Source organism: Neotabrizicola shimadae, assembly GCF_019623905.1.
In the GTDB taxonomy this organism is placed as follows: domain Bacteria; phylum Pseudomonadota; class Alphaproteobacteria; order Rhodobacterales; family Rhodobacteraceae; genus Neotabrizicola; species Neotabrizicola shimadae.
The window spans coordinates 1,047,613-1,067,840 of record NZ_CP069370.1 but is presented as its reverse complement, the minus strand read 5'-3'; the positions used below and the strand labels follow the sequence as shown (position 1 = coordinate 1,067,840).

The 20,228-nt window shown below is 67.0% G+C and carries 24 protein-coding genes; 2 read left to right on the top strand and 22 right to left on the bottom strand.

Going from position 1 to position 20,228, the window contains the following annotated elements:
- Positions 1–46 precede the first annotated feature (46 nt).
- From JO391_RS05080 to JO391_RS05000, 17 genes are all read right to left on the bottom strand, one after another.
- Positions 47–3,943, bottom strand: coding sequence for a baseplate multidomain protein megatron (locus tag JO391_RS05080; protein WP_220663107.1), 3,897 nt, complete (start codon positions 3,941–3,943; stop codon positions 47–49).
- Between the two features lie 11 nt (positions 3,944–3,954).
- Entirely contained in the window at positions 3,955–4,389 is a 435-nt protein-coding gene (locus JO391_RS05075) for a C40 family peptidase (RefSeq protein ID WP_220663106.1), read from the bottom strand.
- Positions 4,386–5,273 (bottom strand): phage/gene transfer agent baseplate hub protein, encoded by an 888-nt coding sequence (locus JO391_RS05070; protein ID WP_220663105.1) that lies wholly within the window; start codon positions 5,271–5,273, stop codon positions 4,386–4,388. Before JO391_RS05070 ends, JO391_RS05075 begins: the two co-directional genes overlap by 4 nt.
- Positions 5,270–5,902 (bottom strand): DUF2460 domain-containing protein, encoded by a 633-nt coding sequence (locus JO391_RS05065; protein WP_220663104.1) that lies wholly within the window; start codon positions 5,900–5,902, stop codon positions 5,270–5,272. Before JO391_RS05065 ends, JO391_RS05070 begins: the two co-directional genes overlap by 4 nt.
- Positions 5,903–5,911: 9 nt before the next feature.
- Positions 5,912–6,562 carry an RcGTA-type gene transfer agent tail tape measure protein gene (locus JO391_RS05060; RefSeq protein ID WP_220663103.1) on the bottom strand — a complete coding sequence of 217 codons (651 nt, stop codon included), beginning with the start codon at positions 6,560–6,562 and terminating at the stop codon, positions 5,912–5,914.
- On the bottom strand, positions 6,480–6,776 hold the full coding sequence (locus tag JO391_RS05055; protein WP_220663102.1) for a rcc01693 family protein: 297 nt from the start codon (positions 6,774–6,776) through the stop codon (positions 6,480–6,482). The genes JO391_RS05060 and JO391_RS05055 overlap by 83 nt, the downstream gene beginning before the upstream one ends.
- Positions 6,773–7,090, bottom strand: coding sequence for a gene transfer agent family protein (locus JO391_RS05050; protein WP_220663101.1), 318 nt, complete (start codon positions 7,088–7,090; stop codon positions 6,773–6,775). The genes JO391_RS05055 and JO391_RS05050 overlap by 4 nt, the downstream gene beginning before the upstream one ends.
- Positions 7,090–7,503 (bottom strand): phage major tail protein, TP901-1 family, encoded by a 414-nt coding sequence (locus JO391_RS05045; protein ID WP_220663100.1) that lies wholly within the window; start codon positions 7,501–7,503, stop codon positions 7,090–7,092. The genes JO391_RS05050 and JO391_RS05045 overlap by 1 nt, the downstream gene beginning before the upstream one ends.
- A gap of 21 nt (positions 7,504–7,524) precedes the next feature.
- A complete protein-coding gene (gp17, locus tag JO391_RS05040; protein WP_220663099.1) occupies positions 7,525–7,923 on the bottom strand; it encodes a tail completion protein gp17 in 399 nt (132 codons plus the stop codon).
- Complete coding sequence (locus JO391_RS05035) at positions 7,920–8,258, bottom strand: head-tail adaptor protein (RefSeq protein WP_220663098.1); 339 nt, start codon at positions 8,256–8,258, stop codon at positions 7,920–7,922. Before JO391_RS05035 ends, gp17 begins: the two co-directional genes overlap by 4 nt.
- Entirely contained in the window at positions 8,255–8,851 is a 597-nt protein-coding gene (locus JO391_RS05030; protein WP_220663097.1) for a head-tail connector protein, read from the bottom strand. Before JO391_RS05030 ends, JO391_RS05035 begins: the two co-directional genes overlap by 4 nt.
- Before the next feature lie 142 nt (positions 8,852–8,993).
- Positions 8,994–10,181, bottom strand: a complete 1,188-nt coding sequence (locus JO391_RS05025; protein ID WP_220663096.1) for a phage major capsid protein — start codon at positions 10,179–10,181, stop codon at positions 8,994–8,996.
- A gap of 24 nt (positions 10,182–10,205) precedes the next feature.
- A complete protein-coding gene (locus tag JO391_RS05020; protein WP_220663095.1) occupies positions 10,206–10,760 on the bottom strand; it encodes an HK97 family phage prohead protease in 555 nt (184 codons plus the stop codon).
- Between the two features lie 3 nt (positions 10,761–10,763).
- On the bottom strand, positions 10,764–10,991 hold the full coding sequence (locus JO391_RS05015; protein WP_220663094.1) for a GTA head formation protein, RCAP_rcc01685 family: 228 nt from the start codon (positions 10,989–10,991) through the stop codon (positions 10,764–10,766).
- Positions 10,988–12,181, bottom strand: coding sequence for a phage portal protein (locus JO391_RS05010; protein WP_220663093.1), 1,194 nt, complete (start codon positions 12,179–12,181; stop codon positions 10,988–10,990). Before JO391_RS05010 ends, JO391_RS05015 begins: the two co-directional genes overlap by 4 nt.
- A gap of 97 nt (positions 12,182–12,278) precedes the next feature.
- Complete coding sequence (locus JO391_RS05005) at positions 12,279–13,628, bottom strand: DNA-packaging protein (protein ID WP_220663092.1); 1,350 nt, start codon at positions 13,626–13,628, stop codon at positions 12,279–12,281.
- A complete protein-coding gene (locus JO391_RS05000; protein ID WP_220663091.1) occupies positions 13,585–13,902 on the bottom strand; it encodes a hypothetical protein in 318 nt (105 codons plus the stop codon). Before JO391_RS05000 ends, JO391_RS05005 begins: the two co-directional genes overlap by 44 nt.
- Before the next feature lie 264 nt (positions 13,903–14,166).
- Here JO391_RS05000 and JO391_RS04995 point away from each other — a divergent pair, with 264 nt between their 5' ends.
- The gene (locus JO391_RS04995; protein WP_220663090.1) at positions 14,167–14,811 is read left to right on the top strand and encodes a Crp/Fnr family transcriptional regulator; all 645 of its coding nucleotides are present in this window, start codon (positions 14,167–14,169) and stop codon (positions 14,809–14,811) included.
- A gap of 72 nt (positions 14,812–14,883) precedes the next feature.
- Positions 14,884–15,090, top strand: a complete 207-nt coding sequence (locus tag JO391_RS04990) for a YgaP family membrane protein (RefSeq protein WP_220663089.1) — start codon at positions 14,884–14,886, stop codon at positions 15,088–15,090.
- 120 nt (positions 15,091–15,210) lie between these two features.
- Here JO391_RS04990 and JO391_RS04985 read toward each other — a convergent pair whose 3' ends face one another.
- The 5 genes from JO391_RS04985 to JO391_RS04965 form a co-directional block, all read right to left on the bottom strand.
- Positions 15,211–15,513, bottom strand: a complete 303-nt coding sequence (locus tag JO391_RS04985; RefSeq protein ID WP_220663088.1) for a hypothetical protein — start codon at positions 15,511–15,513, stop codon at positions 15,211–15,213.
- A gap of 114 nt (positions 15,514–15,627) precedes the next feature.
- Positions 15,628–16,806 carry an endolytic transglycosylase MltG gene (mltG, locus tag JO391_RS04980; protein WP_220663087.1) on the bottom strand — a complete coding sequence of 393 codons (1,179 nt, stop codon included), beginning with the start codon at positions 16,804–16,806 and terminating at the stop codon, positions 15,628–15,630.
- Positions 16,806–18,068, bottom strand: a complete 1,263-nt coding sequence (fabF, locus tag JO391_RS04975; protein ID WP_220663086.1) for a beta-ketoacyl-ACP synthase II — start codon at positions 18,066–18,068, stop codon at positions 16,806–16,808. The genes mltG and fabF overlap by 1 nt, the downstream gene beginning before the upstream one ends.
- A 99-nt stretch (positions 18,069–18,167) precedes the next feature.
- Positions 18,168–18,938: a glycosyltransferase family protein gene (locus tag JO391_RS04970; RefSeq protein ID WP_220663085.1), complete on the bottom strand. Its 771-nt coding sequence runs from the start codon at positions 18,936–18,938 to the stop codon at positions 18,168–18,170.
- Positions 18,939–18,952: 14 nt separating this feature from the next.
- A complete protein-coding gene (locus tag JO391_RS04965; RefSeq protein ID WP_220663084.1) occupies positions 18,953–20,191 on the bottom strand; it encodes an MFS transporter in 1,239 nt (412 codons plus the stop codon).
- Between the last annotated feature and the right edge of the window lie 37 nt (positions 20,192–20,228).

Below are 20,228 nucleotides of genomic sequence, written 5' to 3'. Positions count from 1 at the left end.
CCGCGTCAAGACATGAGCAGCACAGAAGCATGCGACAGTGGAAAGATCAAGAATCGCCCCATTCCGGAACGGCCGACGCCGCAAACGGGCCAAGTCCGAAGCGGGCCGATCCCTGGGCCACCGCTACCGTCAGGCGACCATACGACCTGTCTGCCAAGAGCAGTTCTTCAGCGTAAACCCACTCCGGTTCCGCGACACGATCTTCCCGCAGCAAAATCGCGCCCGCGTAGACTCTGATCACATACCATTCGCCCTCTTCCGCCAAGGGCACATCGAAGCCATCCCAGTTGTCGCCGTCGATGCGCGTGCGACGCGTCCAGCGCACTGTTGCCCCCCCGTCGCCACGAGCCACGACCTTCAGATGCACGACTGAGTATGGACGTAGACCATTGCCCGAGAACACCTCGGTTCGGACTTCGGTGCGAGAATCTGCGTAGCCCAATGAGGCAACGCCCGTCCGGTACACGCGTGTCAGACCACGCTGGTTGGGCGCAATGCCAATTTGCTGGAGTGCGCTGTCGATGATCACCACCAAGCATCCAGGCGGCCATTCGGCAACCATGTCACTTTCGGTACCTAGCTGCGCCCGAAGCCGCATCGAGAGTTCATACTCATCGGGGCCAACAACTGTCGCATCCGCGAACTGGAACAGCTCCCACCCACTGGCAGCCCCAGTTCCGATTGCCGCCAAGTTGGCCCCAGAGAGGACCGCCTCCCAACTTGCAGCGCTGACATCGCTGCGCGAGAACGATACTCTCAACGGCGCTCCGCGGTCCGGCAATCCAGGTTGTGCGGCGAGGAGAGAGTTTCTTGTAACACCCACAACCGCCGGCGAAGTGATGAGGGTATTCAAGCCAAACCCGTCTTGGCCAATTGCATCCCAGATTGCAACCGGCCCCGGCCATGAGGACGCAGCAACCGCCACATGGGGGGCATAAGGAATCTCGTCGCCACGTAGCAATGGCAGGTCTAGAAATACGACCTCTGGCTGCGTGCTCGTCATCGGCACCATGCAAGGTACCGCCTCGTCATCACTCGACACTGCCTCGAAGGCAGCCTGGTCTGTCCGGACCCCTTCAAGGATCAGATGGCCGGATCGCTCAACTCGGTCGATCCGAAACGGCGTCCGATCAATCAGAACGACATCGCCGGGCCCCAAGGCCGACTCCGACAAGGGCAAGGCAAGCTTGATCGTTTCACGGCCAAGGGAAAGCTCGGCATGCCAACGCTCAACAAGGGCACGGGCTTCCTTCTGCGTCAGAACCATCGGCACTTCCGACTCCGCGCGGCCTTTGGCAACTCCCAAGGCCTGCAAAGATTGGACTGTCGCTGTTTCAAAACTTCCTTGATCGCGCATGTAGGAGACGATGATGCTTTCGGCGTCCGACTCAGGCGCTTGGCGTTTACGCTCAACAAGGCCACCGAGTTCACTCTCAACCACTTCCCTTGCAGGGTCGATCGCCAACGTCGAACGAGCCGATCGGCCACGAATCTGTACTTCTCCATCGCGTTCGACGACATCAAGGCCGAATGCCAGCATCAGCGGCTGGATCGAGGACCGCGCCGAAGACAGACGAGGCACGCTGTAGCCGCGCACTACCCGGGGAATGTCTTTCACCACCAACCCGCCTTGAGTGAGTGAGGACAGGTCCTTGACAACGTTCTCGACACACTCGGAACCACTCCTTCCGTTTATCCAATGCCCAAGCTCAAAGTTCGGCCCGTCTGACCAAACCTCCCCAAGTGTCGGAAAGCTGGGAAACGGACGCGCATCCCAAGCCCAGGCAAAAGCATGTGTCATGTCGACCATCGACCCATTGTATAAGCCAGACGTCGGGTTGTTCTCGGGTCTATTCCAGAACTCTGCTATGGCCGAAAAGTAACCTATCTGAATGAAGTCATCACGTACCCCGGATGAACCTCTTGGCAACAGCGACTCGGACGACCTCTTGTCCACAAACACATTAGGCTGGTTCGTACCGAGATGAACCGCCGGGCACCCGTATTCCGTAAACCAAACGGGCTTGAGGCCGGGAACCCACGCAGTAGCTCGGCGCTCGCCAGAAACTCGATCGAAGTGCTCGTTCTCCCACCAACTGCGAATGTCCTTGACCCGAAATACCCAAGGCTCTCCAAATTCCCCATCAGATATTTCCGTGCGGCGCTGCTCCAATACCGCTTCTTTCGAGTCATAGTACCAGTCGAACCACTCGCCACCGGCGACATTGTTGTAGAGATAGTCCGGATTTGCGCAACTCCCCCACGGGCCATCCAAATTGCTGCCAGAGTCACGCCAGTCGCTCAACGGCAGATAGTTGTCGATGCCGATGAAGTCCAAGTTGGGATCTGCCCAAAGAGGATCCAGATGGAAGTACAGGTTTCCATCAGCCGCGTGATTGGCATACTCCGACCAATCCGCCGCGTAGCCGATCTTTGTCTTCTGCCCAAGTATTGAACGGACCTCGGCAGCGAGATCGATCAAGTGCTGAACAGCAGGGAAGGAGTCCCCTGAGGCCCGAATACAAGTAACCCCACGAAGCTCTGACCCGATACAGAATGCATCGACACCGCCGGCCAGCGCGCAAAGGTGAGCATAATGCAATACGAACCGCCGGTAGCCCCACTCGATTGGCCCGTTGTATGTGATCTTGCCACCTTGGACACGAAAATGTGCCCCGGTTGCGGTCCCGAAGAAGGCATCGACCTCGGTCTTTGCTGCGTCGGTACCGTCGGTTGTTCCGGGCTGTCCCGGAGCACGGTTCAGTGTGATACGGCCGCGCCATGGAAGTTGCGGTTGCTCCGTGTCGGGAGCCCAAGGGGTTGGCTTGCCATTTCCCTCAAGAATATCCATCAGGACGAACGGATAGAACATCACTTCCTGTCCACCCGATTTGATCGCCTTGATCGCTTCAACAACAGATTGATCCGAAGGTGTTCCGCCGTAAATGCTGCTGCCATTCAGTTTCGGCAGGATCTGGGCGGCCTTCCGTTCGATGCCGCCGGCTCGCCATTTCATGTTGCGGCCATCAACATCCTTCTGTTCGACCTTCGGACGGATGCTGCATGAGCCGCAGCGCAGATCATCTCCGAACCATGACACAACAAGCGAGACCGCCTTCACTTTCGGCAGTTCACCACGCAATTGGTCAAGCGAGACAGTAATGTCGGAAAGACCCTCTGCCGTGTTGACGTTGACAGTCCGCGAAGCGCCCGGAGCGGCTTCGAGTGTCACAGCGGTGGTCGCCAGAGCGTATTCGCCCGTTCCGGGGATAAGCGCGACCGCCTGAATTGTGTCGGCAAGCGTGGGCACGCGGTCAACGACATTCGCACAGCGCACCACCTCGAAACTGAACTGAGGGACGCGGTTGCCAAATCGCCCGAGGTCGAGGTCCTCGATGACAACATAAGCTGTCCCACGATAGGCGCATGCCAACCCATCGCCTTCGATCGCGTCGATCAGCGGGTCAGGGATCTGGTCATCCGTTCCTTCGTAGACTCGCATGTTCAGGCTTGATTTCGCGATCTCGTTGCCATCGGCCCAAACCCGACCAACACAACGGATGGGACCCTCGCAAAGCGCGATCGCCAAGCTTACCGAATATGCGTACTCGGTAACCGTCGTCTTGCGCCCGCCCCCCTTGCCACTTGACCGGCGGTTGAGGTCCTCGCGGAACCTGCTGGCCCAGATGACCTGGCCGCCAACCCGGAACCGCCCCCAGACACGCGGGATTGCCGCCCCCTCACTCGCTCCCATCAGCCGAAATCGGTCAACCCTGCCGACCTCGACCGCTTCGGAACCCGAACCGAGCAACTTCTCGTCGATCGACCGTCCGATCACAGCGCCCGCGGCCTGCCCCAAGGCCGCACCCGCGACCCCGAGGAATCCGGCACCCAAGGCACCACCAAGTGAGGCACCCACGGCCGACAGGATCAAAGTCGCCATCTTCTACCCTTTCAAGGAAACGAGAACCGGCCAGTGACACGGCGCGCCCAGGGGGCGGAAAGCGGGCTTTCAACCACGCCCTGCCCTGAATAGGCATGAATGATGCAAGGCGAAGCCTCGGTGCGGGAGACAATCGCCAGATGCTTGGCGACAGAAGCGTCATGCATCCTGAACAGCAGCACGATCCCTGGCACCAGGGGGCCGTCGGGGCATGGCCGCAGCCAGCGCCGCGCCGCCGCAAGCAGGTCTTCGCGACCCGAGGCTTCGGACCAGTCAGGCGTATAGGCAGGAACAGCCTCTGGCTCCTCACCAACCAGTTCCCTCCAGATTCCGCGGATCAGACCGAGGCAGTCGGTGCCCGCACCCCGACACGACTGCTGATGGCGGTAAGGCGTGCCAAGCCATGCCCGAGCCGCAGCGACAACATCTTCACGCGGCGCGGTCATCGCAGTTTGCCTCCGGAGTGAGCGCTGCCCGATGTCGGAAAGGACGTAAGCCAATCCTCGCCAGGAATGGTCGGGAACCCTCGAAAGTTCAGGAAGTTGGTGAACTTGTCTCGGCAGGTGGCCGCGCGCTTGTCGCATCCGGCTGTCAACTGCACTCGGTCACCTGGCTTTGGTGTGACGCCGAACGGCGTCCACACGGCGATCTCACGTCCCGCCGGCAGGCTTTGGTCAAGCCTGACCAGCGCGGCCTGCCCGATCCCCTCGCCGTTCAGAAGGCGCATCTGGCCACGGGCAAACCAACGGTCGGCAAAGCCTTCCAGGGGGGCAAATCCGAACCGGAACCCCTCCTCGATCCAAAGGATATCCGCCTCGGCCTGGTATCCCGCACGTTCAAGATCGAACCCGCACCGGGCATCGCCGAGACTGGCATCACAGCCGGCCTGAAACACGCGCCCCGTGGTCTGGTTCAACACGTCGGTCAACCCTCGCAACTCCACGCGAAAGCTGTTGCCGGCACGGACGATATCGCCCGTGCGGCCCGCGAACTCGATCATTCGCTCGTCCGGGTTTGCCCAATTCACCAGCCAGACGCGCACGACCGCGCCATCGTAGCGCCCCGCCAGGATGTCCTGCTCGTTGACGGCATCGCTTGACAGTATGCCAAGCGCCTCGGCGTTGTCGGGCGCCATGCCTGTGACCTGTTCAAGGACACTCGCGGTCAGGCCCGCTCCCGCCGCGAACCGGATGCCCTCGAACTCGAGGTCGCAATCATGATCCGTGAACCCAAGGACAGCCCCGTCCGTCCGATGCACCGACCAGGTGCGGCAGACGGTGGTTGTCCCGCTGGCCAGATGCGCCAGCAAGGCATCCTTCGATCCGCTCACAGGCGCACCTCCACAACCGGTACGCTCGGAACGTCACCCGCCTGAAACGAAGCGAGCGAAACCTGGATACGGTCGGTGTCGAAACGCACAGGCACATCGAACTCGAATCCGGCCGTGACCCGTGCACCGCGGGCTGGCGCCTCGAAGAACGTCACCAAGCCCGTCACGGTATCGACCATGAAGTCCGAGCCCTCCATCTGCGGCAACCCCGCGACCGCCACGCGGACCGACCCGGCAACCGGCTTCGCCACGGGCCGCACATAGGCCTGCTCGCCCGAGGCATAGCGCTTCATCAGCGCGAAGCGGTCCGTTGCCGCATCACCGACCCCCAGCACCTGATCCTCGGCCGACACAGTTCGCGACGCGGGACAGGACTTGAAATCCGACCAGTCCTTCCAGCGAAACCCGTACAACTGGCCCTGTCGCGCCTCGAAAAAGGCAATCAGCGCCTCCAGATCTTCCAGCGACCTCAAGCCGACCCCGGCATCATAGCGCCGCCGCGAATGGGCCCAGGGCGTGTTTCGCTCTTCGTGGCCGCTGGCCAGTGTCACGATGTCCGTCCGGCGTTCAGGCCCGCCCTGAGAACCGAAGCTCAGGTTTGCGGGAAACCGCACCTCATGAAACGCCATGGTCCCTCCTCAGCGGATGCGCTGGCTTTGCGACAAAGCGCGGGCCGCCCGCGCCGCAATCTGGGCGCGGCTGCGCTCGAACCCGGCAACATCGGGTGTCTGGATGTTCATCACCACGTTCACGGAACGCCCGCCGCCGCCGGCCCGCACCCCCAGCCGGCCATCCGGCCCGCGCGCCAGCGGCATGATCGCTTCGGGGCCCGCTTCGCCCATCAGCCCCGTCCCGCCCCGCATCGGAAAGCTCGTCGGGCTGGTCACCACCCCGCCCTGCGCAAAGGGCATCACACGGCCCTGGGCGAAAGGGGCGCCGTTGGCGAAGGGCAGAAGGTTGCTGACGATGCCCGAAATCCCGGTGCTCAGTGCGTTCGCGATGCCCTGGTTCAGCGGCTTCAGCGCCGCCGCGTAGGCCGCATCCAGCATCGACCGGCCCAGAAGCGACAGCGCGTCCGACAGCTTCATGCCATCCATGACCAGCCCGTCCATCGCCCGCTTCAGCCCGGACGAAAACCCCGTGGTCATCGACCCGGTCTCCTGACCGGTCGTCGCCATCGACTCCCTCATGCGAACGAGGGCGCTTTCAAAGGCCCCGACCATCGCGACCGACTGGTCCAGCGACGAATCCAGCGCCGAAAGTTCCTCTTCCAGTTTCCCCGTATCCATTCGTCTCTTCCCTTGTCAGGTCAGGAAAGGCCGCGGCCAGTTCGGCCAGCCGCGCCCGTGTCAGGGGGGCCGATCCGGCCTCGATCCCCAACATCATCCGAAGTTCCACGGGCGTCAGGCGCCAGAAACGCTCCGGCTCCAGCCGCAGCACCCGAAGCCCCGCCCGCATCAGGCCCGGCCAGTCCAGCCGCCGCTGCGTCTCGCCCTCGTTCATGTCCCCGCGGCCCCGAAGGCCCGCGCCAGCAGCATCGCCGCCACACGCGCCGCCTCGACCGGTCCTCCGCCGATCTCCACCGCCAGCAGGTCGGCCGCAGAGCCCCGCCAGCCGCCACCGCGCAGCCCGGCGACCACCAGCGCAAGGACATCACGGCTGGAAAACCGCCCCGCCTCGAAGCGCTCCACCAGATCGACCAGCCCGCCGACCTGCAGCTGTGCCTCCAACTCGGCCAGCGCGCCAAGCGTCAGCTTGGCGACATGAGGCACGCCATCCAGCAGCACTTCCACTTCGCCCGCGTAAGGATTGGCCATCAGAGCGCCGTGAAGCCCAGCACACCGGCCGAGGCGAGCGTCAGCTCGTAGGTCGCCTCGCCATTGTAGCTGCCGGCATATTCGATGCCGGTAATCTGGAACGGCCCCTGCACCACGCCGAAATCCGGGATCACCACCTGGAACTGCGGCACCTCGCCGTCAAAGAAGATCTGCCGCGCCCGCTCGTCGGTCGAGGCATCGCGGAACACGCCCGATCCCGAGATCGAGGCCGACTTGACCCCCGCCCCGGCCAGCAGCTCGCGCCAGCCGCCGGCGCTTTCAAGGCTCGTCACATCCACCGTCTCGGCGTTGAAGCTGATGCGCGTCGCGCGAAGCCCCGCCACCGTCTCGAAGGACCCGTCGCCCGTCAGGTCCACCTTCACCAGCAGATCCCTGCCGCTTTGCACGCCCATGCCCGTCTCCTTGCCTGTATCTCAGATCTCGACCCGCAGCCGGAAGGTCAGGTCGATGCGGCGCCGACGCCCGTCGTCGATCCGCCGCGCCACCGCCTTCACGAAGACCGTCTCAACCACCCGGCCCCGCGCCATCGCCGGCCGGCTGCCCGTCACGGCATCCGACACCGCGACAGCGGCCGCCTTTGCCGCGGCAAAACCTGCGGCATCGGTGATCACGCTCACCTGCACCCGATGCTCGGCCCCGCCGCCCGACCCGTCCGACCGGTCCAGCACCTCCTCCGGCCCGATCAGCACGAAGGTTCCCGTGCCGCCGCCCTTGGGCACCGCATCCATCACCGGCACACCGGCCAGGGCCGGAACCGCCGTGAGCAGATCGTAAAGGGCAGTCTGCACCGCCGCCGCCGCGCCATAGCTCATGCCGGGACCTCCTCGCGCGCCATGCAAGCCAGGTAGCGCCCGCACGCATCGCGCTCGCTCACAGCCAGGATGCGGAACAGCCGCCCCCCCTCGCGGAACCGCTGGCCGGGCTTCGGGCGGCGGGCATCGCCCACCGCCGCCGCCCGAACGGTGATCCGCAGCGGCACCTGCGCCGCCCAGACCTCCTCGCCTGCCGCCTCCCGGCCCGCGCCGGGCGCCACCTCGGCCCACAGCACCCCCAGGGCGACCCAGCTTTCCGCCAGCCCCCCCGCGCCGTCCCCCGCCGACTGCGCCTCTTCCAGCACCAGACGACGCCCCAACCGGATGCTGCTCATCCCGCACCCCCGCCGAGCACGCGGACGGTGCGCCAGCGCGCGATCAGCGCCTGCACCGTGCCCGGAAGCGCCGCCACCGGATCCCCCACCTCGTGCCGCCGCTCGTAGAACTCGGCCGCCAGCAGCAGGACCGCCTGCGCCAGATCGGGCGGCAGCGCCGCCCAGTCCGGCCCGAAGCCCGCCTCGAACACCACCTCGACACGGCCCTCCACCGGCACCACGGGCAGGGCACCGCCCTTGCCCGCCAGCTTCGGCCGGTGCGTGTCCCGCACCAGTCGGAACCGGCCGGCATCGACAGCCACCGCTTCCCCCGCCGCATCCACCAGCGTGACCGATGCGACCGAGACCACGGGCGCCAGCGGCAGGGGCTGTTCGACCCCCCGCCAGTCCTCCAGTTCCAGCCGGAAGGCCCGTGCGATCAGCGCCTTGCCGATCCGCCCCTCGATCGCCGCCATGGCGGCGCGAAGATGCCCCTCCAAGAGCCCGTCCTGCAGATCGGCCCCGGCAAAGCCCGACCCCAGCCGCAGATGCTCCCGCAGCGCCGCCACCGGCAGCGCCACGACCGGCACCTGGCTTTCTTCAACCAGCATCATCGCCAAACTCCTTACGCCCCATTCCGCAGGCCGTGGACGCGCGCCCCGCACCGCTCGGTCAGAGGGGGCTGGACAGCACGGGTTCCCGGCGCGCGCCCACCGCCGCGACAGGCCCGGCCCGCCGCGGCGTCAGGAACGCCCGTCAGGACAGGGCGAACTTCAGAAGCTTGATCGCCGCAAAGTCGGTGACGTCGCCGCCGACGCGCTTGGTCGCGTAGAACAGCACATGCGGCTTGGCCGAGAACGGGTCGCGCAGCACCCGCAGATCCGGGCGTTCGGCGATGGTGTAGCCCGACTTGAAATCGCCGAAGGCGATGGCATAGGCGTTGGCCGCGATGTCGGGCATGTCCTCGCAGATCAGCACCGGATAACCCATCAGCCGCGCCGGCTCCGCCGCCGCGAGGCCATCCGACCACATGAAGCGCCCGTCGGCGTCCTTCATCTTCCGCACCGCGCCGGCGGTCTTGGAATTCATAACGAAGGTCGCATTGGCCCGGTAATCCGCCGCCAGCGCATAGACCAGGTTGACGATGCAATCCGCTGCATTCGTCGTGGGGAAGTCCGACGCCGCGCCCGAGGGCACATAGCCAAGGCTGCCCCAGGTCCAGCTCGCATTGGCCACCTTGGCCGGAGTCAGGAACCCCTTGGGCTTGTCCACGCCGTCGCCGCTGACGAAAGCCGCCGATTCCGCACGGATGAACCGCGTGGCGATCTTGCCGGCCAGCCAGCCCTCCACGTCAAAGGCGCTGTCATCCAGCAGCCGCTGGCTCGCCTTGGGCATCGCCGACAACTCGTGCAGCTTGATCGAGATGCGCTCGATGGCCGGCGTGGCGCTTTCCGTCACCGCCGAGGCCTCGGTGATCCAGCCCGAGCCCACCTCGCTGCGGTCGATCAGCACGTCGAAGGACAGCGCCTCGACATGGGCCACCGAGGCAATCGACCGGATCGACGACGTCGAAACAAGCATCGAGCGGATCGTATCCGCGGTCTGCGGGTCGATCAGATAGCCGCCATCCGCTGCCACGGCGGTGGACATGGCCTTGCCCTCCAGCGCCAGGCCACGCAGCCCGTCGTCATCGCCCGACCGCAGATAGGCCGCAAAGGCCTTGCGGTGCGGCACCTCGACCTCGGCCGCCACCGAAAGCGCGGGGCGGGCATGGGTCATCGTCTTGCGGTCCAGCATCGTCATCCGTTCGTCCTGTTGTTTGAACGCCTGTTGCACGTCGCCCTGAAAGCTTTTGAACTCCTTCAGGAAACCTTCCATCGCGGCCAGCGCCGCGCCTTCCTGCGGGGACAAACCTTCCCCGGTCCGAGAACTGATCCCGGTCATCCGCCACCTGCCTTTCCGATCAAATCAGCGCGCCGCCAGCTCGGCCCGCGCCGTCTCCAGCACCTCGGCCAGCCGCTGCCAGCCCAGTCCCGTCCCCTCGCCCTTGGCCTGCACCCGCGCCTCGGGCAGCATCGGAAACGTCACCAGGGACACCTCCCAAAGCTCCACCTCGGCCAGCCGCCGCACCCCCTTGGCATCGCGCTCGGACCTTACCGTTCGATAGCCGATCGACAGCCCGTCGATAGCCCCCGCCGCCAGCAGGGCCGCCGCCTCGCGGCCCCGTTCCACCTCGGTCAGGATACGCCCCTTGACCCAGAGGCCGCGCTCATCCTCGCGCACTTCGTCCCACACGCCGATGGGCGCCGCCGGATCATGCTGCCACAGCATCTTCACCCGCCGCCCCGCCGCGCCCAGGGCCTTCAGCGAGGCACCATAGGCCCCCGGCAGCACCACATCGCCCCCCTGGTCCTTGCGGCCAAAGAGCGAGGCATAGCCCTCGACCACCCGGCCTTCCGTCACCACCAGCCCCGCCTCGGGGCGGTGATATTTCCGCTCCGGGGCGCCATATGCCCAGTCCATCCGTCACCTCGTCGCCGCGTGAATGATCGCCTCGGCCCCCTGCGCCAGCAGAAAGGCCGCCACCCCGTAAACCCCCAGCCAGATGCGCTTTTCCAGCCGCTCCAGCGCCCCGTCGATCTGCGCGAGGCGAAACTCGAGCGCCGTCCAGCGTTCCTCCATCACGCGCTCATGCGCGTCGATCCGGGCCGAGGCCGCATCGAAACTGTCGTATAGGAACCGCGACCCGCTCATGCGCCCCCCGCCAGCCGCGGCAGGCCCAGAAGCACCCGCTTCTCCTCGTCGGTCAGGAAGGGCGCCGCCGCCACCCGCGCCCATAGCTGGTCGCGCTCCACCGCCAGCGCCGGCACCTGATCCAGGTCCACCTTCACCTCCACCGCCTCGCCAGTCTGGCCCGAAAGCCAGAAGGACAGATCCGCCAGCACCTTCTGCGCCATCGGCAGCACCGTCAGCCGGTAGAAGGCCCGGTTGGCCTCCTGGTAATTCGCGTAAGTGGCATCCCCCGGAATGCCCAGCAGCATCGGCGGCACACCGAACGCCACCGCGATTTCGCGCGCCGCCGCGAGCTTCGTCTCGTGAAACTCCATGTCACTGGGCGAAAACCCCATGGGCTTCCAGTCCAGCCCGCCCTCCAGCAGCATCGGCCGCCCGGCGTTTCGAGCGCCCTGATGATGGCTCTCCATCTCGCTGAGCAGCCGGTCGTACTGGTCGGGGCTCAGGGTCCCCTGCCCGTCCTGCCCGCGATAGACGATGGCCCCCGATGGCCGCGCCGCATTGTCCAGCAAAGCCTTCGACCAGCTGGATGCCGCGTTGTGCACATCCACCGCCACCGCCGCCGCCTGCAAGGGAGACAGGCCGTAATGGTCGTCCTGCGGATGAAAGCCCTTCAGATGGCAGATCGGCTGCGCCTCGCCCGTCATGTCAAAGCGATGCGCCCGCCCGCCCACCGAATATTCATAGGCCACCGGCCAGCCATCCGGCCCCGGTACAAGCGCCATGCGATCCGGCCGCAGCACATGCAACTCGCCCGGCAGCGCCCCCGCCCCCGGCACCGCCTCGACATAGGCATTGCCGGACAGCAGCAGGAAGCCATACAGCGCCTCGAACAGCTCCGCCCGCCCCTGCGCCGGGTTGGGCCGCGCCAGAAGCGCACCCAAGGGATGCAGGTCATAGCGCCGGTCGGCATCCTGCACCACCAGCGGCAGGGCCGCCGCCGCTTCGGCCACCATCTTCACCGCGCGGAATCCGACCGGGTTGCCCTGGAACCCCGCCCGCGTCAGCGACACGGCATCGCGCGGCGACCAGGCCACCCGGCCCGAGCTCGCAAAGGCCACCACCCGCCCGGTTGCCGAGGCCTTCGTCTCAGGCACCCCGACCGGCGCGGCGGCCGCAGGGCCACCGCGTTTCAGGAAATCGAACACCATCCCGCATCTCTCCTTGCCCGCCTGGCAAAGCCAGCCGGCACCCGACCGCACGCATTCGAGTCAAATGCGCTTCATCTCGGCTCTACCGCTCCGCCAGCTACCCCAGCGTCCGCACCCGTGGCGCGCCCCGCAGCCGCTGCGCCGGCTCCACGATCAGCTCGGTCAGCGCCCAGACCAGCGCATCCACCCGGTCGGGCGAACCGCGCCCGGCATAACCCGTCACCGCCATCTGCCGCATCTGGTCCTCCAGCCGTCCCAGACCCGGCAGATGCGCGACACGCCCCTGCTCGTACAGCGCCGCCACCGGCTCGGCCCGCACCACCTTTCCCCGGCTCGCATGCACGCAGCGCAGGGGCACCGTTGCATCCAGCGACCGGATCACGCTCGCCACCAGATCGCCGCCCTGGTTCACCTCGGCCACCAGCCGGTCCGCGCCATGGCGGTCCATCGCCGCCAGCGCCGCTCGGGCCCAGCCCTCGGGGCTCGCGCCCTGCACGGTCGCATCCTCCAGAACCACCGCCCGCCAGTCCTGCGGCGGGCCGTCGGTCACGGCCCCGACCACCACGATGCCACATTCGTCCGACGTGCCCGTCCCGCTGACCGGCGGGTCCACCGCGACGACAACCCGCGACAGCCGCCCCGCTTCGGCCACCCGTGCCCGATCCAGCGTCCCGGCCGTCCACAGCGCGCCCTCGACCTCCTCGGTCAGCACACCGTCCAGCTCCCGCCGGCCGATGGTGGACCCGCCATAGCGCGCCCTCACCTCTTCCAGGAAGCTCGCCGCCAGATGCGCCTTGTTCGCCTCGGTCGGGGCATGGGTCACAACCGAAGACGGGTTCCGCAGAATCGCCTTCAGCACCCCCACATTGCGCGGCGTCGTCGTCACCACCGCCCGAGGGCTCTCCCCCAGCCGCAGTGCAAACTGCAGCTGGTCCCAGGCGTCCTCGGCCTTGGGCCATTTGGCCAGCTCATCCGCCCAGGCCGAATCGAACTGCGGCCCCCGCAGCGCCTCGGGATCATGCGCGGAATACAGCCGCGCCTCCGCCCCGTTCGGCCAGACCAGCCGCTTGCGCGTCGCCTGCCACTCCGGCCGCCGGTCGGGGGGCGAACAGGCCATGATCCCGCTCTCGCCCATCACCATCACCTCCCGCGCCTGCTCGATGGTCTCGGCCACCAGCGCCACCTTCCGCGCCCTGCCGGGGTCCGAGGGGGTGGCGCCTTCCACCTGCGCCCGCACCCACTCGGCCCCGGCCCGCGTCTTGCCGGCACCCCGCCCCCCCATGATGACCCAGGTGGACCACACCCCGTCAGGAGGCAGCTGATGCGGCAGCGCCCAGAACTCGAAAATCCAGGGCAGCGACAACAGCGCGTTGTCGCTCAACCCCCCAAGGAATTCCTCCACCTCATCCGGCGTCGCGGAGGCGAGCCAGCCGGCGCCCGATCTCATCGCGCGCGGCTCCCAGGTCGAGGGCGCCGGCTCCGACAGCCCCCGCGATCTCTCTGCGGCTCTTTTCAACTCGGTTCCTCTCTTCCATCACCAGATGAAGCGCGGCGCGAAGATCCTTCACCGCCTGCGTGGCGGTCTTCACCTCGCCCAGACTGCCCGCGCGGATGCCCTGCATCGCGCGGATCAGCTCTTCCGCCGTCTCCCGGTACAGCCCCTCGGTTGCCGCCAGCAGATCCACTGGCGGGTCGTCTCCGGTATCGAACCTGATCGTCATGCGCTGCCGTCCGCCTTTCCGTGTCACCCCCGACCGAGCGGAAATGAAAAAGCGGCACCGGGGTTGCCCCCAGGCCGCTTGCCCACCTCTTCCAGCATGTCACAAGGGATACACCGGACCGGCCGCGGGGTCAAGATAAAAATTCAGTCATAACAACGACTTGTTGCGCGCTGCATCAATAATTCGTTAACCCTTTCCGCCGCCCCTCAACGGCCTCCCCCGCCAGACACTTGCGTTTCGCCCCACATGGGCCATCACTGTCCCATGCCCTGGACCGATCACCTCACCGATCTCTCCGATCGCGCCAGCCACGCGCTTGCGGCGCTCCCGCCCCGCGACCTGCCCGCCGGCACAGTGCTCTTCCGCCCGGGCGACAGGGCGCAAGGCTTCCTCGTCGTGGTCAGCGGGCGGGTCGAGGTCTTCCTCACCGGCGCAACGGGCCGAGAGATCCTGCTTTACGCCGTCGAGCCGGGCCAATCCTGCATCCGGACCACGCTCGGCCTCATCGGCGGCGAGGCCTATACCGGCGAAGCCATCGCCGCCCATTCCCTTCGCGCAGTCCTGATCCCGGCCGGGCTCTTCGACCGTCTCATGCAGGACGAACCGGCCTTCCGCGGCTTCGTGCTGAAAAGTTTCGCCCGCCGCATGGCCGATGTCACCCGGCTTCTGGAACAGGTGGCCTTCGCCCGCGTCGAAAGCCGCCTCGCCGCAGCCCTGCTGGACCTCGCCCGCGACGGCACCGTCCATGCCACCCAAGCCGAACTTGCGGCCCGGATCGGCACCGCGCGCGAAGTCGTGTCCCGCCGGCTCGAAGCCTTCCACCGCGCGGGCTGGGTCGAAACGCAGCGCGGCGGCGTCCGCCTCATCGACAGCGCCGCGCTGGACCGCGTCGCCCGCGACGGACTGTGACCAGATCACAGACAGCCGCAGCCGCCCGGCGCAGTATGGTCACATCGGGATTGCCCCGCACAGGAGGTTCAGATGTTCAAGAGCAATGTCGGCGGCGCGGACCGCATCATCCGCATCGTGGTGGGGCTCGCCCTGCTTGTGTGGTTCTTCGTCGATCAGGGTTCAGGCACGGCCCACTGGCTCAAGCTCATCGGCATCGTGCCGCTGGTCACCGGCCTCTTCGGCACCTGCCCGCTCTACTCGATGCTGGGCTTTTCGACCTGCCCCGTCCGGGGCTGACGACAGCGCATAATGGGATTCGGGCCGTCTGACGCCCTTCTCCCTTTGCCGCCTCCGCCCCGAAGCAGAGATGCAGCAGGAATGTGCTCCGGGCGGTCCTGCCGCCCGGAGCACGACAGATCACTTGTTGACCAGGTCGATGACCACCTGGTTCACGTCCTGCCCGTCGCAGGCGCGGTTGATGGCGTTGCGCGCATCCGTGTCCGACAGGCTCAGGATCGCCGCCTGCAGCTTGGCGGTGTTCGGCGCATTGGCTGCATCCGTCGCCCAGGCCTTGGCATTTCTCAGGAAGGCAATCTGGACCGATTCATTGGAATCCCACCACTGAGAGCAGGTGAACGTGGTGGGGTCCGGGTCCATGGCAAGCGCCGGCAAAGCCAGCATCGGCGTCAGCAGAAGTGCAGCAAGAATACGGGTCTTCATGGCAGCCTCCTCCAGATAAGGGAATCAATTCTCCCCGGAATGCATCCTACACCATGCAACCGGAAACAGATCCGTGACGACATCGCAGTTCGTGACAAGACAGCGCGCGGGGCCTCAGTTCCCCTGCACGCCGCCCTCTTCCGCCTGCCCCCGCTCGGCCTCGATGGCCCGCCAGCGCGCGACATTCTCGTTGTGCTCGTCCAGCGTCGCGGCAAAGGCATGGCCACCCGATCCGTCTGCCACGAAGAACAGGTACTCCGTGACCGCCGGGTTCAGCGCCGCCTCGATCGACAGCTTGCCGGGGTTGGCAATCGGCGTCGGCGGCAGCCCGTCGATGACATAGGTGTTGTAGGGCGTCTCACGCCGCAACTCGCTCTGCCGCAGCCCCCGCCCCAGCACGCCTTGCCCGTTGGTGATGCCATAGATCACCGTCGGGTCCGTCTGCAGCCGCATCCCCTGCGCCAGCCGGTTGATGAAGACACTCGCCACCTGCGGCCGCTCTTCCGGCACGCCGGTTTCCTTCTCCACGATCGAGGCCATGATCAGCGCCTCTTCCGGCGTGTCATAGGGCAGACCGTCCACCCGCGCGGCCCACAGGTCCGCCAGGATCGCCGCCTGCCGCGCCGCCATCTGGTCCAGCAGTGCCTGCCGGTCGTCGCCGCGCGCCACCTCATAGGAATCAGGCGCCAGCGCCCCCTCGGGCGGCACGGTCTTCACCTCGCCCGTCAGGAACTCGGCCCGCTTCAGCGCCTCGACCACCTGCCAGCTCGTCACACCCTCGGCCAGCGTCACGCGGAACCGCACGTCCGGCTCCCCTGACACATCCACATAGGCCTGGGGCACCGCCTCCACGGCAGGGTCGAACTTCACCACCTCGACATAGCGGTTCGTCGCCGGATCCAGCTCGCGCAGGATCACGTCGGCCGCATTCACCCCGATGCGGAAGTTGATCTCGCGCCCGCAGGTCGATTGCCCGCTCGCCGTCAGGTCATCCAGCACCTCAGCCATCGAAGACCCCGGCCCGATCAGGTAGGACCCGAACTTCAGCCCACTGCCCTTGCCGGAATAGTCCGCCCCGATGCGGAAGATCCGCGCATCGCTGATCGCCCCCTGAGCCTCCAGCCCCCGGCTCACCGCGCTGAGCGAAGCCCCTTTCTCGACCCGGAAACAGATCGCCTCGGTCAGGGGGCCAGGCCCGGAATACTCCTGCCGGCCCCAGGCCAGCACCCCCGCCGCGACCACCAGGATCACGATGAACAGCGTCAGCGCGTTCGAGGCGACCGACCGCCACATCAGCCCGTCACCCGCTTCAGCACCAGGCTCGCATTCGTGCCGCCAAAGCCGAAGGAGTTCGACAGCGCCACGTCAATCCTGCGCGGCCGCGCCGCATTCGGCGCCAGGTCCAGCTTCGGCGCCACCGCCGGATTGTCCAGGTTGATCGTCGGCGGCGCCACCTGGTCGCGGATCGCCAGCACGCAGAAGATCGCCTCAACCGCGCCCGCCGCCCCCAACAAATGCCCGATGGACGACTTGGTCGAAGACATGGTCGCCCCCGCCGCCGCATCACCCATCAGCCGCTCCACTGCGCCCAGCTCGATCGTGTCGGCCATGGTGCTCGTGCCATGCGCGTTGATGTAATCCACGTCCGCGGGGGTCAGCCCCGCCCGCTTCAACGCCGCCGCCATCGACCGATAGCCGCCATCGCCATCCTCCGACGGCGCGGTGATGTGATAGGCATCGCCCGAAAGCCCATAGCCCACAACTTCCGCATAGATCTTCGCGCCGCGCGCCTTCGCGTGCTCGTATTCCTCCAGCACCACGATCCCTGCGCCTTCGCCCATGACAAACCCGTCGCGGTCCGCGTCATAGGGCCGGCTCGCCTTCGCCGGCTCGTCCGCCCGCTTGGTCGACAGCGCCTTGCAGGCGTTGAACCCGGCAATGCCGATCTCGCAGATCGGGCTCTCCGCCCCTCCTGCCACCATCACATCGGCATCGCCCCACATGATCAGCCGCGCCGCATCGCCAATGGCATGGGCGCCCGTCGAACAGGCCGTCACCACCGAATGGTTCGGCCCCTTGAAGCCAAAGCGGATCGACACCTGACCCGAGATCAGGTTGATCAGCGCACCGGGAATGAAGAAGGGCGACACGCGCTTCGTGCCGCGTTCCTTGATCAGCACCGCCGTCTCGGCAATCGAGGCCAGCCCGCCGATGCCCGATCCGATCATCACGCCCGTGCGCAGCTTTTCCTCTTCCGAGGGGTCCTCCCAGCCGGCATCGCGCACCGCCTGCACTGCCGCCGCCATGCCGTACAGGATGAAGTCATCGACCTTGCGCTGCTCCTTCGGCTCCATCCAGTCGTCCGGATTGAATGTGCCGTCAGAGCCGTCGCCGCGCGGAATCTCGCAGGCGTATTTGGTGATCACGGTCGAGGCATCGAACCGCGTGATCGGCCCCGCCCCCGATTGCCCGGCCAGAAGCCGGTTCCACGTCTCTTCCACCCCGCAGGCCAGCGGCGTGACCAGACCCAGACCCGTGACGACAACCCGACGCATGTCCCCTCCGCGCGCAGTTTCGCGCCCTGATACACGGCCCCCCCCACCGGCGCAACAATCGCCGCCCGAACGCGCAGCCCGACCGGCGGCGCCGCGCCCTCAGCCGCGCATCCGCCGCTTCACGCCCCGCGCCAGCCGCACCACCGGCGCCAGCAGGCCCACCCGGTCGAACCAGGGCCGCCCCAGAATATCGGTGGGCGAGGGCCGCTGAACGCCCAGGGGCGGCACCGCGGCCAGCGTCAGCCGATGCGGATGCGCCGCCCGATACCAGGAATAGGCCCCGTCCACATGCATCGGCCCGCCCTCGGGGCTGCCCGCAGGCCGCGCCAGCATCGCCTCCAGATAACCCACCAGCTCGCCGATGGCCGGCCCCCGCACCGCCATGAAATGCGTGCAGCGCACTCCCGCCGCCGGGTCCAGCCGCACCAGCCCCGCACCCGCGCGCTCGCCAGCCGGCACCTCGCCATAGCCGCCATAGAACAGGCTCCAGTCCTGCCCCTCCAGCGCGGACAGCACGGCCGGCAACCGCCCCGCGATGTCGGGCACGAAATCCAGATCATCCTCCAGGATCATCACGCGATCCCAGCCCGCCTCGCGCGCCAGACGCAACACGCCCAGATGGCTCAGGAAACAACCGCGCGTGCCGATGGTGGGAAACCCGCCCGCCTCCGCCGGCCGCACCGCCGCGAACAGCCGCACCGCCGGCCCATCCACCGCCAGCCCCAGCCGCGCCAGCTCCCCCGCCATCTCCGCCCGCCGGTCCGCCCGTTCGGCCAGGTTGATCACAACCCCCGGCCCCAAAGCCGCCACCAGGGCCGCGCCCGCCTGTTCGTTCATGCCCGCCGCCACCGCCCCCTGTCCTGTCCGCATCCGACTCCGCCCCCTCAGTCGAAGCGCAACCGCAGCACCGCATAGGCCATCAGCCCGGCACAAACCGCCGCCGCCACCAGATAGGGCGCATGAAGCGCCGCCTGCCGACCGATCTCTGGCGTCAACACCGTGACCAGCGCGCCGGCCGCCATCGCCCCGAAAGGCATCGCCCCCCAGCCGAAGAAGCGATAGACCGAATTCACCCGGCCCAGAAGCGCATCGGGGATCAGCCGCTGGCGATAGCTGACCGTGACCACGTTCCACAGCATCCCCGAAGCGGCCTCCAGGAACAGCGCCGCCGCCGCCAGGGCGGGGATACTGCCAAAGCCCAGCATCAGGTTCAGCGCCACGAACAGGCCCAGGGCCACCAGAAGACTCCGCCGCATCCCCAGCCGGGCCGCGACCTTCGGCGCGAGCAACCCGCCCGCCACCCCGCCCAGGGCACCAAAGGTCAGAAGCAACCCATAGCCCGCCGCCGACAGCCCCAGCACCTCCTGGGCATAAAGCACCAGGATCGTCGTGCCGCCGATGAAGACCGCATTGATCACGCCCAGCATGATCGCCAGCCGCAGGATCACCGGGTTCCGCCGCATCCAGCCGAAGCCCTCGCGCAGGGCCGGCCAGAACCGCGCGGTCTGCCCGGCGGCGCGCGGCGGCAGGGCGATCAGCCACAGCAACCCGGCCGAAAGCGCATAGATCGTGGCGTCCAGACCGAAGGGAAGCACCACCGCCGCCCCGATCAGAAGCCCGGCCAGCGGCGGGCCGACGAACTGCCCGGCCACCTGCTCGGCACTCCACATCTGGCCATTCGCCCGCTCCAGATCGCCCGCCGCAACAATCGAGGGCAGGATGGTCTGCGCCGCATTGTCCCGCACCACCTCGGCCGACGCGATCAGGAAGGCCACGAGGATCAGCGTCAGGACCGGCCCCGACCCTGTCTCTGCCGGCAAGGCCGCCTGCGACATCACCATCAGCACGGTCACGACCATCAGCGCGACCCGCACCAGGTCCGCCCGCACCATCAGAAGCCGCCGGTCCGCCCGGTCGGTCCAGACCCCGGCCGGCAGCGAGAACAGGAACCACGGCAGACGCTGCGCCGTGGCCACCGCCGCGACCAGCATGGCATTGTCGCTGAGCAGCGTCGCCAACCAGGGCAAAGCCACCGCGAGGACACCATCGCCAAGGTTCGAGACCGAACTCGCCGTCAGAAGCAGCCGATAGTCCCGGTTGGTCCGAACCAGAGCCCAGGCCATTTCCGCCCCCTGCGTGACACCGCCCAAGCCTAAGAGA